The organism is Mesorhizobium sp. BR1-1-16 (assembly GCF_020165495.1).
Taxonomy (GTDB): Bacteria; Pseudomonadota; Alphaproteobacteria; order Rhizobiales; family Kaistiaceae; genus Kaistia.
Map to the genome: position 1 here is coordinate 170,050 of NZ_JAIUIE010000005.1, position 13,009 is coordinate 183,058.

Annotated in this window: 13 protein-coding genes; 6 read left to right on the plus strand and 7 right to left on the minus strand. The window is 65.7% G+C overall.

Annotated features, from left to right (window positions below):
• The first annotated feature begins 223 nt into the window (after nucleotides 1–223).
• Nucleotides 224–3,979, plus strand: coding sequence for an autotransporter outer membrane beta-barrel domain-containing protein (locus LB518_RS13385; RefSeq protein WP_224578013.1), 3,756 nt, complete (start codon nucleotides 224–226; stop codon nucleotides 3,977–3,979).
• A gap of 62 nt (nucleotides 3,980–4,041) precedes the next feature.
• A complete protein-coding gene (locus LB518_RS13390; protein ID WP_224578014.1) occupies nucleotides 4,042–4,536 on the plus strand; it encodes an OsmC family protein in 495 nt (164 codons plus the stop codon).
• 8 nt (nucleotides 4,537–4,544) lie between these two features.
• Here the strand turns inward: LB518_RS13390 and LB518_RS13395 are convergent, their stop codons facing one another.
• Nucleotides 4,545–5,333 (minus strand): hypothetical protein, encoded by a 789-nt coding sequence (locus tag LB518_RS13395; protein ID WP_224578015.1) that lies wholly within the window; start codon nucleotides 5,331–5,333, stop codon nucleotides 4,545–4,547.
• 267 nt (nucleotides 5,334–5,600) lie between these two features.
• On the opposite strand from LB518_RS13395, the gene LB518_RS13400 reads away from it, so the two are divergent.
• Nucleotides 5,601–6,260, plus strand: coding sequence for a carbonic anhydrase (locus tag LB518_RS13400; protein WP_224578016.1), 660 nt, complete (start codon nucleotides 5,601–5,603; stop codon nucleotides 6,258–6,260).
• Between the two features lie 77 nt (nucleotides 6,261–6,337).
• On the opposite strand, the gene LB518_RS13405 is transcribed toward LB518_RS13400, so the two are convergent.
• Both LB518_RS13405 and LB518_RS13410 read right to left on the minus strand, forming a co-directional pair.
• Entirely contained in the window at nucleotides 6,338–7,372 is a 1,035-nt protein-coding gene (locus tag LB518_RS13405) for an aspartate-semialdehyde dehydrogenase (RefSeq protein WP_224578017.1), read from the minus strand.
• A gap of 118 nt (nucleotides 7,373–7,490) precedes the next feature.
• Entirely contained in the window at nucleotides 7,491–7,718 is a 228-nt protein-coding gene (locus LB518_RS13410; protein WP_224578018.1) for a hypothetical protein, read from the minus strand.
• Between LB518_RS13410 and LB518_RS13415 the strand changes: the two genes are divergently transcribed.
• On the plus strand, nucleotides 7,708–8,154 hold the full coding sequence (locus tag LB518_RS13415; RefSeq protein ID WP_224578019.1) for a hypothetical protein: 447 nt from the start codon (nucleotides 7,708–7,710) through the stop codon (nucleotides 8,152–8,154). The genes LB518_RS13410 and LB518_RS13415 overlap by 11 nt on opposite strands.
• Before the next feature lie 158 nt (nucleotides 8,155–8,312).
• Nucleotides 8,313–8,990, plus strand: a complete 678-nt coding sequence (locus tag LB518_RS13420) for a class I SAM-dependent methyltransferase (protein ID WP_224578020.1) — start codon at nucleotides 8,313–8,315, stop codon at nucleotides 8,988–8,990.
• A gap of 44 nt (nucleotides 8,991–9,034) precedes the next feature.
• Here the strand turns inward: LB518_RS13420 and LB518_RS13425 are convergent, their stop codons facing one another.
• From LB518_RS13425 to LB518_RS13440, 4 genes are read right to left on the minus strand one after another with little or no spacing between them, the layout of a single operon-like run.
• Nucleotides 9,035–9,976, minus strand: a complete 942-nt coding sequence (locus LB518_RS13425; RefSeq protein WP_224578021.1) for an aldo/keto reductase — start codon at nucleotides 9,974–9,976, stop codon at nucleotides 9,035–9,037.
• A 53-nt stretch (nucleotides 9,977–10,029) separates the two neighbouring features.
• Nucleotides 10,030–10,632 (minus strand): ATP-dependent Clp protease proteolytic subunit, encoded by a 603-nt coding sequence (locus LB518_RS13430; protein WP_224578022.1) that lies wholly within the window; start codon nucleotides 10,630–10,632, stop codon nucleotides 10,030–10,032.
• Nucleotides 10,633–10,659: 27 nt separating this feature from the next.
• Entirely contained in the window at nucleotides 10,660–11,211 is a 552-nt protein-coding gene (locus LB518_RS13435; RefSeq protein ID WP_224578023.1) for an SRPBCC family protein, read from the minus strand.
• Complete coding sequence (locus tag LB518_RS13440; RefSeq protein ID WP_224578194.1) at nucleotides 11,208–11,522, minus strand: ArsR/SmtB family transcription factor; 315 nt, start codon at nucleotides 11,520–11,522, stop codon at nucleotides 11,208–11,210. The genes LB518_RS13435 and LB518_RS13440 overlap by 4 nt, the downstream gene beginning before the upstream one ends.
• 132 nt (nucleotides 11,523–11,654) lie before the next feature.
• On the opposite strand from LB518_RS13440, the gene LB518_RS13445 reads away from it, so the two are divergent.
• Entirely contained in the window at nucleotides 11,655–13,007 is a 1,353-nt protein-coding gene (locus LB518_RS13445) for an Nramp family divalent metal transporter (RefSeq protein ID WP_224578024.1), read from the plus strand.
• The last annotated feature ends 2 nt before the right edge of the window (nucleotides 13,008–13,009 follow it).

A 13,009-nucleotide genomic window follows, 5' to 3' on the forward strand; every position in this document is an offset into this window, starting at 1 on the left:
CCGCCAATGGTCTCCGCCGGTGAATGGACGGCGACCATGGTTAACCCAGCCTTAAGCGACAGCGCCGCAAGCTCGTGGTCGGAGTGGCCACCCGGCCGCATGCGAGCGAATCTGAGGGCGGTCTGTGACGAAACTGGCGCGGCATGGCAAAGCGAGCCTTCGGCGCGCCGCGTTGAAGGCATGGCCCGCGGCCGGCGCCCTATTGGCCACCGCGGCTGCGCCTATGCTCGCGCAGGGCCAAACGATCTGGACGCAGCCTGGGGCCGGCAACTGGACGACGTCGTCCAACTGGTCGCCGGAAACGGTTCCCGAGGCGACGACCGACGTCACGATCGACAATGGCGGCGAGGCGCAGGTTACCTTCGCCGGAGCAATGGCGGCCGGGCTGATCGTGGGTGGCGCGGCAGGATCGTCGGGCACGCTCACCATTACCTCCGGCGGCACCCTCGCCACCGCATCATCGACGCCCGTCATCATCGGCCAGAATGGCACCGGCACGGTCACGGTCACACGCAGCGGCTCGGCCTGGACCAATGAAGGCAGCCTCATCGTCGGCGACGCGGCCGGTTCTGCAGGCAGCGTCACCGTCGACATGGGCGCCACGGTTTCGACGGGCACCGCGGCCGGTACGACGACGATTTTCGCCAATCAGGCAGGTTCCATCGGCGGTCTTTCCGTCGATGGCAGCGGATCGATCTTCGCGACCGGCAACACGCTGATCGCAGGCAATGGCGGCAGCGCGAGCGTGCGGGTCTCCAGCGGTGGAACCCTCACCGATATCGACGCAGTGCTCGGCGCATCGGCCGGCGGCTCCGCGGTTGCCGTGGTGACGGGGCTCGGCTCGTCCTGGCAGACGGCCGGAACCTTAACGCTCGGCGGCGCCGGCAATGCCAGCCTGACGGTCGAGGCCGCAGCGACGACCGATGCCACCGCTCTCACCGCTGGCGCGGAGGCGGGCGGCAGCGGCACGATTAAGGTTTCCGGCAACGGCTCGGCCGTGAATGTCGATGACGAGCTCACGCTCGGCGCGAGCGGCACCGGCGAACTGACCGTCGAGAGCGGCGGCGCCGTCACCGCCGATGCCGTGACACTGGGAGCGGGCGCCACCGGCGCGGGCAGCGCCAAGATCACCGGCGCGGGTTCCAGCCTCACCGCGACGAGCGAACTGACGCTCGGCGCTTCCGGCACCGGCAGCCTCACCGTTGAGGCTGGCGGCGAAGCCACTGCTGCCTCAATGACGCTCGGGGCCGAAACGACCGGCTCTGGAGCCCTGACCGTGACCGGCGAGGGTTCGACCGTTGCTGCGGACGCGGTCACCATCGGCGGATCGGGCATTGGCTCGGCAACGATCGAGGCCGGTGGCGCCTTGGTGAGCGGCGAGGCGACGCTGGGCGCCAACACGGGCGGCAGCGGCGCCGTCACCGTCAACGGCACCGGATCGACCTGGACGACCTCTGGCGAACTCACCATCGGCGCCGACGGCAGCGGCAGCCTGACCGTTGTTGGCGCCGGCACGGCCACGAGCGCGACGATGACGCTCGGGAGCGGCACCGGGGGGAGCGGTGCGCTCGCCGTCTCGGGCAGCGGCTCCGACAGCACCACCTCCGGCATCCTCACCGTCGGCGCGGCCGGTGCCGGCAGCGCCAACATCTCGCTTGGCGCCAGCCTTTCGGCGGGATCGGTTGTCATCGGCAGCGAGGCCGGCGGATCCGGCAGCGTGCTCATCACCGATAACGGCTCCGCGCTCGATGCAGGCGCAAGTCTGACGGTCGGCGATGCCGGCTCCGGCACGCTGACACTCGCTAATGGCGGCACGGCTGTCGCGGAGACTGCCAGCATCGGCGCGTCGGCAACCGGCACCGGCGACGTCACCATCACCAATCTCGGCTCGACCCTTGCCATCGACGGTGCGATCACGGTGGGGGCCGCGGGCAGCGGCACGCTCGCTATCCTCTCGTCCGGCACCATGACGAGCGGCGACGCCACGCTTGGCGCCGAAGCTGGCGGAAGCGGTCTCGCCACGGTCACCGGCGCCGGATCGGATTGGTCCGCAGGCGCGATGACAATCGGCGGCCTCGGTGACGGCACGCTGCAGGTGACGGCCGCCGGGACGCTCGAAAGCGGCGCTGCCGTCATCGGCGCCTCTGCCGGCGGGCAAGGCACCGTCACGGTCGACGGTGACGGCTCGGTCTGGACAACGACCGGCGATCTCGTCATCGGCGCGAGCGGCACCGGCAACCTCCTCATCAATGCGGGCGGCACGGTCAGCGTCCAGGACGGCGGCGGCGCCGTCACGCTCGCAGCCAATGCCGGCAGCACCGGTGTCCTGCAGATCGGCACCGGCGCCGGAGCAGGGACACTCGACGCGGCGTCGATCACGGGTGGCGACGGCACCGCGCTCGTCGTCTTCGACCATGGCGAGGCCGGCTACACCTTCGCGCCGCTGATTGCCGGTTCGGCGGCCGTGTCGCTGATCGGCTCCGGCACGACGATCTTCACAGCCGCGAACACCTATGACGGCACGACCACGGTCGATGCCGGCACGCTTCAGGCTGGAGGCACCGATGTCCTCAGCCCGTCCTCGGCGCTCTCGGTTGCCAGCGGCGCGACGCTGGACCTGGCCGGCTACAGCCAGGTCGTGTCGAACCTCGCCAATTCCGGGACGGTGACGACCGCCGGCAGCGTGGCCGGCACGACGCTGACCGTCAGCGGCGACTATGTCGGCACGAACGGCGCATTGGTGCTCGGCGCGGTTCTCGGCGGCGATGGGGCAAGCACCGATCGGCTGGCGGTCGCGGGCGATGTCTCGGGCACCACCCGGCTTGCGATCATCAATCTCGGCGGCACGGGCGCACAGACCACCGGCGACGGCATCGAACTGGTCAGCGTCGGCGGCGCCTCCGCTTCCGATGCGTTTTCAACCGGGCGCATCATTGTCGGGGCCTATGACTATCGGCTCTATCAAGGTGGCGCGGCCGAAAACGACGGCAACTGGTATCTCCGCAGCGATCTATCGCTGGCCGCGCAGACCTATGCGGCCATGCCGGCCACGCTGGTCAATTATGCGCTGTCCAGCATCGGCAATTATCGCCAGCGCACCGGCGCCTGGAGCTACGGCCCCATCGGTTCCTCCGGCGACGCCTGGATGCGCGGCGCCGGCAACTGGCGCAGCGCGTCGCCAGATGGCGCCTCGCCCTATGACCAGGGCCTGCAGTTCGGCCAAGCCGGATTCTCGGCCGAGCTTCCAGCGGCCCTTCAGGCGCCGGGCGAACTCAGCGCCGGACTGATGGCGACCTTCGGCCGTTCGTCAACGACGGTGACGGAAGCGACGCACGGGGTTGCGGGGTCCGGGTCGATCGACACCAATGCCTGGGGTATCGGCGGCAATCTGACCTGGACCGGTTCGGGACCGGGCTATGACGGGCTCTATGCCGACGCCGTCGGTCAGCTCACCTGGTATGACGCCGATATCGGCATCAGTGACGGCGGCGGTTCTTCCGGCAATGGCGCGTTCGGCGGCGCCATCAGCCTCGAAGTCGGCAAATGGATAGAGATTTCCAAAGGCTGGGCCATCGTGCCACAGGGCCAGCTCGTCTACGCGGTCGCGAGCGGAGACGCCTTCACCGATGGCGACGGCACGCGGGTCGACAATCTCACCGGCAACAGCCTTGTCGGCCGCGCTGGCCTTCGGCTCGAACATGGCGGCGTCCTTGGCGGCGGCGTGACCGACACGATGCGTCTCAATGCCTATCTGCTCGCCAACCTCGCTTATGCCTTCACAGGCAATTTCAGCGTCGATGTCGGCGGCACGCCGATGGACGCCGATCAGGCCGCTCTGATGGGCGAGCTTGGTCTCGGCGCCACGCTGCAGATGACCGCCGGCGCCGCCCTCTATGGCGAGGCGAGCTACGCCGCCGCCGCATCGGGTGGCAGCGATCAGCGCTGGTCGGGCAATTTCGGCGTCCGCATGGACTGGTAATCCGTCGCTCCGCAGCAGGGGCTCGGCTATAGTCCTCGCGCGAAGAGCAGGGAGAGCGTTCCATGGCGAAGGTGAAGGCAGTTCTTGGCACGGCGAACTATGCCGTCTCAATCGAGGCCGGACCGCATGCGCTCTCCGCCGACGAGCCGTCCGAGCGCGGCGGCCACGGCACGGGTCCGGGTCCCTACGACCTCGTGCTTGCCGGCCTTGCCGCCTGCACGGTCATCACGCTGCGCATGTATGCCGAACGCAAGGGCTGGGAGCTCGGCTCCATTCATGCCGAGCTCACGCACAGCAAGATCGACAAGCGCTCGCATATCGTCCGGACGCTTTCCTTCGAGGGCATGCCGACCGAAGAACAGGTCGCTCGCCTCCTCGAGATCGCCGGGAAGACGCCGGTGACGCTGACGCTCAAGGAAGGCGCCGAGATCGTCACGCATATCGCGCCTGCGCATCACGCCGAAACGCCAGCCGAACTCGACGAGCGCCTCGACGAAGCGCTCGAAGAGAGCTTCCCGGCCAGCGATCCGCCGAGCGTTTCGCCCGGCGAAGGCTGATCAGCCGGTCAGAAATGAATTCCGACGCCGGCGAAGACGCCTTGCTGCGTCGTGTCGTAGACGAAGCCGCCGCTCTCATAGTCCTCATAGATCGCGCGATAGCCGATCGAGGTCGAGACCGTCTTGGTCCAGTTGTAGCCGAGGGCGCCGAAGGCCTGCCAGGTCAGGTTGGAGCCGACGCCGAAGCCGCCGATATCGCCGAGCGCGTTGATGAACCAGCGGTCGTTGATGTCGTAATGCGCGTAGAGACCGACGGTCGGATCGATCCACTGCACCGCGCCGGAATCGCCGACCGAGATCGGCAGGAGGTTCGGACCGACGGAAAGATCGGCACTGAGGTTCTGATAGCGGAAGCCCGCGGTCGCGCTCAGCTGCAGATTGGTGACGCCGAGCGGAAGCTGGTACCCGACAAGGCCCTGGATGGTGATCTGGGTCTGGCTGTAGTCATAGCCATAGCCGGTGTCTCGGATGTCGCCGTCCTGGCTGATCTTCGCCCACATGAAGTCGGTCAGGATCATCCAGTTTTCGTGAGTGGCGCCGAACGAGGCCATCACCGCGCCGTCGAGATCCTTGATCGCATCGATCGGCGTGACGTCGATCTTGACCGGGCCAAGGCCCCTCACGCCGACATTGCCGTCAATCCCTGACAGCCAGCCATAGAACGTCGCCTGGAAACGCCAGTCGCTGGCAACCGGGAGCGGAGCTGCATCCACCGGCGCTGGCGTGACATCGGCCGCGATCGCCGGGCTGGCAAGCCCGAGCACCAGACCAAGAGCTGCAAAAAACCTGGAACGCATCGACAACCCCCGTCTACGTGCGACCTCCGGACGGTAGCACGCGAATGGGTCGGCGTTGACAGTTCGGAAAGGAAGTCCCGATAGCGCGACAGATCGTTGCAGGAATATCACGCGCGGCATCGCAGACGCGGCGCCATCTCTGTTCTTCGCGCCCTTAAGGCTGGGGCGGGGAGCAGCTGCGTCGGCTCCGCCGCAGAGCACTCCCTTGCAATCGACCCCGGTTTTGCTGCACTGCATCCTCGGTCTCATCAAGCGAGTACAGCGACGATGGCAGCCTATCCGGAATTTCCCCCCCGTCTCCTGCGTGGTTACACCGCGTTTCGTGAAAACCGCCTGCCGCACGAAAGTGCGCGCTACCGCATCCTCGCCGAAGCTGGCCAGCGCCCGCGCACCATGCTGGTCGGCTGCTGCGACAGCCGAGCCGCGCCCGAGACGATCTTCGACGCGGCCCCAGGCGAACTCTTCGTCATCCGCAACGTCGCCAATCTCGTACCGCCCTATGATCCGGACGGTGAGTATCACGGCACCTCGGCCGCGATCGAATTCGGCGTGACGGGTTTGAAGGTGCGCTACATCCTGGTGATGGGCCACGGCCGCTGTGGCGGCGTCCAGGCCTATATCGCGAACCGCGATGCGCCAGAGGGCGCGGATCTGGGAGGCGGCGCGTTCATCGGGAAGTGGATCTCGCTGATCGCGCCGGCCGAACAGCTGGTTTGCGAAGATCCCGGCGACGCGGCCGCGCGCCAGCGCGCACTCGAATTCGCCTCCGTGCGGCAGTCGATCGAGAACCTCCGCACATTTCCTTCGATCAGAAGCCTCGAAGAGATCGGCGAGATCGAGCTGCATGGCGCCTGGTTCGACATCTCGACCGGCGAACTGCACGTCCTCGACCAGGAAACCGGACGTTTCTCCGTCGCGGCGCCATAAAAAAACCGGCGCCCGCCTTGGGCGCCGGTTCGATCTTTCCTTCATCCAACCCTGCGGCGCAACCGCGCCGCCGGGCTTCAGGCTGCCTTCTTCCGCGGCTGGATCAGCTTGCGGTTGACCAGCACCTCGGCGATCTGGACGGCGTTGAGCGCTGCGCCCTTGCGCAGATTGTCGGAGACGACCCAGAGATTGAGGCCATTCTCGACCGTCGCGTCCTCGCGGATGCGCGAGATAAAGGTCGCGTCCTCGCCGGTCGCCTCATAGGGCGTGATGTATTGGTTCTCTTCCGGATTATCGATGACGAGGCAGCCAGGCGCCTCGCGCAGGATATCGCGCGCTTCCTCGGCGCTGATCGGCTTCTCGAATTCGATGTTGACCGACTCGGAGTGCGAGATGAACACCGGGACGCGCACGGCCGTGCAGGTAAGCTTGATCTTCGGATCGAGGATCTTCTTGGTCTCGGCCATCACCTTCCACTCTTCCTTCGTGTAGCCATCCTCCATGAAATTATCGATATGGGGAATGACGTTGAAGGCGATGCGCTTGGTGAACTTCTCCGAAACGATCGGATCGTTGACGAAGACGGCGCGGGTCTGCGTGAACAGTTCGTCCATCGCTTCCTTGCCGGCGCCGGAAACCGACTGATAGGTCGAGATGACGACGCGCTTGATCGTCGCCACATCATGCAGCGGCTTCAGCGCCACCACGAGCTGTGCGGTCGAGCAGTTCGGGTTCGCGATGATGTTCTTCTTGGCAAAGCCCTTGATCGCGTCGGCATTCACTTCCGGAACGATCAACGGCACCTCGGCGTCGTAGCGCCAGGCCGAGGAATTATCGATCACGACGCAGCCCTGTGCGCCGATCCGCGGCGACCACTCCTTCGAGATCGTGCCGCCCGCCGACATCAGGCAGATATCGGTGTCGGAGAAATCATACTGGTCGAGCGGCTTGACCTTCAGGGTGCGGTCGCCGAACGAGACCTCGGTGCCCTGGCTGCGGCGCGAGGCGAGCGCCACCACCTCGTCGGCGGGAAACCCGCGCTCGTCGAGGATGTTCAGCATCTCACGGCCCACATTGCCCGTGGCACCGACGATTGCGACCTTGTAGCCCATGATAGCCTGTTCCTTCGTTTCATCGCTCTCCCGCGCCGGCCTGCCGCATCGGCAGCAACCAGCCGGCTGTTCTCCCCCTCGAACCCCGGGGAGAGACCGTAGGGTGCGGGAGGGACGATCAGCCGGTCGTCGCGGTTTTCGGGTTCGTCGTTGCTTTCGTCCCCGTGAGGACGGCCACGATCAGGGCAGCCATAGTCGGCCCGGTGACGGCAGCCACCAGGCGGACTAGGATTTGACTGGCATTAAAATGCGCGGCCATCGGCAAGCCCGATTGAGAATGCCGCGTTTCTGACGCCAAAATGGCGCGGAAGTCAACACTGCTGCAGAGGCGCACCATGTCGATCATCGGTCAATGGACCCGGCGCGCCGCGGTCCTCGCCCTCGCAGCGCTCGCCCTTGCGATGGCCCGTCCCCCGGCCGAGGCCGGCGAGCGCCTCACGACGGAGGAGATCACGAAGACATTCAGCGGCATGACGCTCGACGGAATCTACCACGACGGCGAATTCTTCAGCGAAACCTACCGCGACGACGGCTCGATCCGCTATCACGGCGCCGACGCGGCGGACATGGGCGAATGGTCGGCCTCGAACGGCCGCTTCTGCACCTTCTATGAGGCCTCCGAGGGTGGCTGCTTCTTCGTCGATCGCGACGGCGCCAATTGCTTCACCTTCACGGTCGACGAAGGCATTGCCCATCCACGTCCCGCGCGAGACTGGACGTCGCGCGGCTGGGACCGGACACGCCCTTCGACCTGCCCCACGGTGCCCGAGGCCCGGACATAGCGGGGGCAATTCCCACCAGCCGGGGCATGGTTTCCTCGCGGATCGTGGCGCCGTATCCCTCAATAGGTGCATGCCGACTACTCCAACTGGCGACCTTTCGGCCGGGCCCTGTTCGCGTTAGCGTTGCAGACGCAACCCGATTAGCCAGGGAGGTTGCCATGGCCCTGACATCGAGCGCGCTGGCTGCGGATTCCGCCAGCAACCGCTATCGTTCGGCGCGGTTTCGCATGTTCCTCGATATCGTCGATCGAACCCTGGCCGAGAAAGACCGGTGCACGATCCTCGACGTCGGCGGGACAGCTGCCTATTGGACGGTGTTCGGTGGCGCCATGGATTGGTCACGCGTCAAGATCACGCTCCTCAATCTCGAATATGCTCCCAGGGATGGCGCCGATCACATCGCACAGGTCGTCGGAGACGCCACCGACATGCACGGCTATGCTGACAACAGCTTCGACATCGTCCATTCGAACTCCGTCATCGAGCATGTCGGGCTCTGGGTCGCGATGGAGGCGATGGCCAAGGAAGTGAGACGGCTGGCGCCGCAGTATTTTGTGCAGACGCCTTCGTTCTGGTTTCCCATCGAGGCCCATGCGCGGGCCCCCTTCTTTCAGTTGCTGCCGGAACCGCTGCGCGTGTGGATCATCATGCGGCGCAAGCTCGGCTATTGGGAGATGGCTGGAGATGTCGGCGAGGCCACCCGGACGGCGCAAAGCGCCATCCTGCTCAACAAGCGCCAGATGCGATACCTCTTCCCCGACGCTGAGGTGATCACGGAAAAAGCCTACGGCTTCACGAAATCCTATATCGCGATCAGACGACAAACCGTCCAGTGACGTGGGCCTGACGGCCACGCTTCTCCGAGCGGCATATCCGGCAGCTAAGGGCTCTCGACAAGCAAGGCATCGACCTCGGCCTTTTCGGCCGCGGTCAGGGTCCAGCCTGCCGCGTTTACATTGGCCACGATCTGCTCCGGGCGCGTCGCGCCGGCGATGACCGAGCCGACCACGTCCTGCGACAGCAGCCAGGCAAAGGCGAGATCGATGAGGCTATGCTGCTTCGCCTCGGCATAATCCGCGAGCCGGTCGACGAGCTTCATGTTGCCGGGGGTGAGATAGCGCTCGCCAAGCGCCGGCCATGCCTGGAGACGGCTGTTCTCGGGTTTGGCGCCACCGCGATATTTGCCGGTCAGCAGCCCGCTCGCGAGCGGGAAATAGGGAATGAGCGACAACCCTTCCGATTCGATTGCCGGCAGAAGCTCTTTCTCGATCGAGCGCTCGACAAGGCTGAGTTCGTCCTGGCTTGAGACGAAGCCCTGCCATCCCTCGCCGCGGGCCGCCGCCTGCGCCGCCCGGAGACCTTCCGCGCTGAAGTTCGAGGCGCCATACCAGCGGATCTTGCCGCTCTCGACAAGTTCCTCGAGAGCCCCGAGCGTTTCCTCGATCGGCGTCTCCTCGTCGGGCCGATGCATCTGATAGAGGTCGATCCAGTCCGTCTGAAGCCGCCGCAGCGAATCCTCGACCGCCTTCAGCACATAGCTGCGCGTGCCGCGCCGATCGACATTGCTGCCTGGAAGCGGCGCGCCAAACTTCGTGGCGAGGATGACCTTGTCCCGACGCCCTTCGAGGATTTCGCCGATCAGGGTTTCCGACTTGGTCTCGGCGTAGATGTCGGCGGTATCGAAAAACGTGATGCCGTGATCGAGCGCGGCGTCGATCACGCGCCGCGAGGCGGCCGCATCGATGCGTCCGCCGAAATTGTTGCAACCGAGCCCGACGACCGAAACATCGAGATCAGACCTGCCCAGACGGCGGGTTTCCATGCGCGCTACTCCCTTGGCACTTCGTGGATGCCAACCAGCATAGCGCGAGATGCTCAGGCCGCCATACTTTCCGCGCGTGTCTCGTAGACGTGATCGACCAGCCCCCAGGCCTTGGCCTGTTCGGCATCCATGAAATTGTCGCGATCGAGCGCCTGCTCGACCTCCTCGATCGTGCGGCCACAATGTTTCGCGTAGAGCGCGTTGAGGCGGCGCTTGGTGCGAACGATGTTCTCGGCATGGCGCTCGATATCGGAGACGACGCCCTGGAATCCACCCGAGGGCTGATGGACCATGATGCTGGAATTGGGGAGCGCGACGCGGCGGCCGCGCGTACCGGCCGCCAGCAGGAAGGATCCGGCCGAGCAGGCCGTTCCCATGCAGACGGTGGCGATCGGATTGCCGATGAACTGCATGGTGTCATAGATCGCAAAGGCGCTCGAAACCGACCCGCCAGGCGAATTGATGTAAAGCGCGACCTCCCGCGTCGTGCTCTCGGATTCAAGAAACAGCAGCTGCGCGCAAACGAGCGCCGAGACGGTGTCGTCGATCGGTCCGTTCAGGAAGATGATCCGCTCGCGCAGGAGGCGAGAGTAGATGTCGAAGGCACGGTCGCCACGGCTTGATTGCTCGACGACCATCGGCACGAAACTCATCATCGCTTTGTCCTCGATTGGTCCACGCGTTCAGGCGGCAAGCCGCATCAATGTCGGCATTGCGCCATGGCTGAACGCCGCCGGGCGGCGCCTCCGCGCGATGCGCCGACGCATCAGCGCCGCCATCGGCAGCAGCACGATCATCTCCTCCTCCGCCGGCGCGACGGCATCGACCGGCCGGTCCGCGGCGACGACGAAGCCTTCATGGGCGAGTTTCAGCCGCGTGCCGCCCTCCGGCCGCGCCGCAAGATCGAAGCGCACCACCGTGTCGAGCGCGGGCTCGGTCTCCGTCGCAGCCTTCTGCCAGCGATAGGCGAGGCGTCGCGGCGGATCGCTTTCGATCACAGTGCAGTCGATCGTCCCGAGCGCCGCGCCGCCGTCCAGATTGAACGCCGCGCCAGCCTCTGCCGCCATGCCGCCCGGAAGCAGCCAGCGCGCGACCAGCGCCGGATCGGTGATCGCCCGCCACACCGTATCGATCGCGGCGTCGAGATCGGTTTCCATCACCAGCGCGACTGTCTTCGTCGCATCGCTCGCAGCGGCCGCGTCATCATGGGCGATGTCACTCGCGGTTTCCGTCATGGCTCCAGCCCTTTCAGCACATCCTTGAGGCGATCGATCCGCTCCGGCCAGAAGGCGCGATAGCGGTCGATCCAGTCTACCAGCGGCGCCAGGCCTTCCGGCGCCACGCGATAATAGGAGAAGCGTCCCTCCCGCCGCTCGGCAACGAGGCCGGCCGCCTTCAGCGCGGCGAGATGCTGCGAGATGGCCGGCTGCGACACGGAAAAGCGCGCCTTCAACGCCGACACGCTCATCTCGCCCGAGGCCAAGCGCTCGAACACCGCGCGGCGCGTCGGATCAGCAAGGGCACGGAAGATGTCGGCTTCGATCATGAACATTAGATAAGCGGATGCTTATGCGATTCGCAAGCAGTTTCGCGATCCGTCACCGGACAGCATTGACATCCCGCCCGTAGCACTCCTAAATGCGAATAATTCTCATTAGCAGGAATTGAGTGCGACGACATGCGCGTGCTGGATGAAACGGAAGATCGCGGCGACGGATCGGGCTGGCGGCGCGAGCGTGGCCTGCCATCAATGTCGGAAGTGCATGGTTCGATCGCAGTCGCCGCCTCCGGCACGAACTGGCGGAAGGCTGCTGCCTTCCTCGGGCCCGGCTATCTTGTCGCCGTCGGCTATATGGATCCCGGCAACTGGGCGACCTCGCTCGCAGGCGGCTCGTCCTTCGGCTATGCGCTCTTGTTCGTCGCGCTCCTGTCCAACATCATGGCGATCATCCTGCAGGCGCTGGCCGCGCGTCTTGCGGTCGCCACTGGCCGCGATCTCGCCCAGGCCTGCCGCGACGCCTATCCCGCGCCAGTCGCCTTCGTGCTGTGGATCCTCGCCGAGATCGCGATCTGCGCAACCGATCTTGCCGAGGTGATCGGCACCGCGATCGGCCTCAATCTCCTGTTCGGCATCCCGCTCGAGATCGGCGTCATCATCACGGCGCTCGATGTGTTCCTGGTGCTTTACCTGCAAACCAAGGGTTTCCGCTTCGTCGAGGCGCTGGTGATCACGCTGCTCGGCGTCATCGCCATCTCGTTCCTGATCCAGATCCTGATGGCGAGCCCGGACTGGGGCGCGGTCATCAAGGGCTTTGCGCCGACCACCGACCTCGTCACCAATCCCAACATGCTCTATCTCGCGCTCGGCATCATCGGCGCGACGGTCATGCCGCATAATCTCTATCTGCACTCGGGCATCGTGCAGACACGCGCCTATGCCACCGACGACCAGGGCAAACGCGAGGCGATCCGCTTCGCGACGATCGATTCGACCGTGGCGCTGATGTTCGCGCTGACGATCAATGCCTCGATCCTGATCCTTGCCGCCTCGGCCTTCCATGCGCACGGCCAGCACGACGTCATCGAGCTCGACAAGGCCTATGCGCTGCTGCACCCGCTGCTCGGCTCGGCCCTCGCCCCGACGCTCTTCGCAATCGCACTGCTGTGCTGCGGCCTGAATTCGACCGTGACCGCGACGATGGCCGGCCAGATCGTCATGGAAGGCTTCATCAATATTCGCCTGCAACCCTGGCTGCGGCGGCTCATCACACGCGGCATCGCCATCGTCCCGGCCGCAGCGGTGACGATCCTCTATGGCGCCGCAGGCACCGGCAAGCTGCTGATCTTCAGCCAGGTCATCTTGAGCCTGCAGCTCCCCTTCGCCGTGGTGCCGCTGGTGATGTTCACCGCCGAGCGCCGCAAGATGGGCAAATTCCGCTCGCCGCGCTGGCTGACCGTCATCGCCGCCGTAACAGCGGTGATCATCATCACGCTCAACCTGAAGCTGCTCTACGACGTCGCGATGGGGTAAGC

Bases quoted from the DNA above. Each gene is read 5' to 3' on its own strand.
- LB518_RS13400 (WP_224578016.1), top strand. From the start codon at position 5,601: ATGGCAGCCTATCCGGAATTTCCCCCCCGTCTCCTGCGTGGTTACACC.
- LB518_RS13410 (WP_224578018.1), bottom strand. From the start codon at position 7,718: ATGATCGACATGGTGCGCCTCTGCAGCAGTGTTGACTTCCGCGCCATT.
- LB518_RS13385 (WP_224578013.1), top strand. From the start codon at position 224: ATGCTCGCGCAGGGCCAAACGATCTGGACGCAGCCTGGGGCCGGCAAC.
- LB518_RS13435 (WP_224578023.1), bottom strand. From the start codon at position 11,211: ATGACGGAAACCGCGAGTGACATCGCCCATGATGACGCGGCCGCTGCG.
- LB518_RS13430 (WP_224578022.1), bottom strand. From the start codon at position 10,632: ATGATGAGTTTCGTGCCGATGGTCGTCGAGCAATCAAGCCGTGGCGAC.
- LB518_RS13415 (WP_224578019.1), top strand. From the start codon at position 7,708: ATGTCGATCATCGGTCAATGGACCCGGCGCGCCGCGGTCCTCGCCCTC.
- LB518_RS13420 (WP_224578020.1), top strand. From the start codon at position 8,313: ATGGCCCTGACATCGAGCGCGCTGGCTGCGGATTCCGCCAGCAACCGC.
- LB518_RS13395 (WP_224578015.1), bottom strand. From the start codon at position 5,333: ATGCGTTCCAGGTTTTTTGCAGCTCTTGGTCTGGTGCTCGGGCTTGCC.
- LB518_RS13425 (WP_224578021.1), bottom strand. From the start codon at position 9,976: ATGGAAACCCGCCGTCTGGGCAGGTCTGATCTCGATGTTTCGGTCGTC.
- LB518_RS13390 (WP_224578014.1), top strand. From the start codon at position 4,042: ATGGCGAAGGTGAAGGCAGTTCTTGGCACGGCGAACTATGCCGTCTCA.
- LB518_RS13445 (WP_224578024.1), top strand. From the start codon at position 11,655: ATGCGCGTGCTGGATGAAACGGAAGATCGCGGCGACGGATCGGGCTGG.
- LB518_RS13440 (WP_224578194.1), bottom strand. From the start codon at position 11,522: ATGATCGAAGCCGACATCTTCCGTGCCCTTGCTGATCCGACGCGCCGC.
- LB518_RS13405 (WP_224578017.1), bottom strand. From the start codon at position 7,372: ATGGGCTACAAGGTCGCAATCGTCGGTGCCACGGGCAATGTGGGCCGT.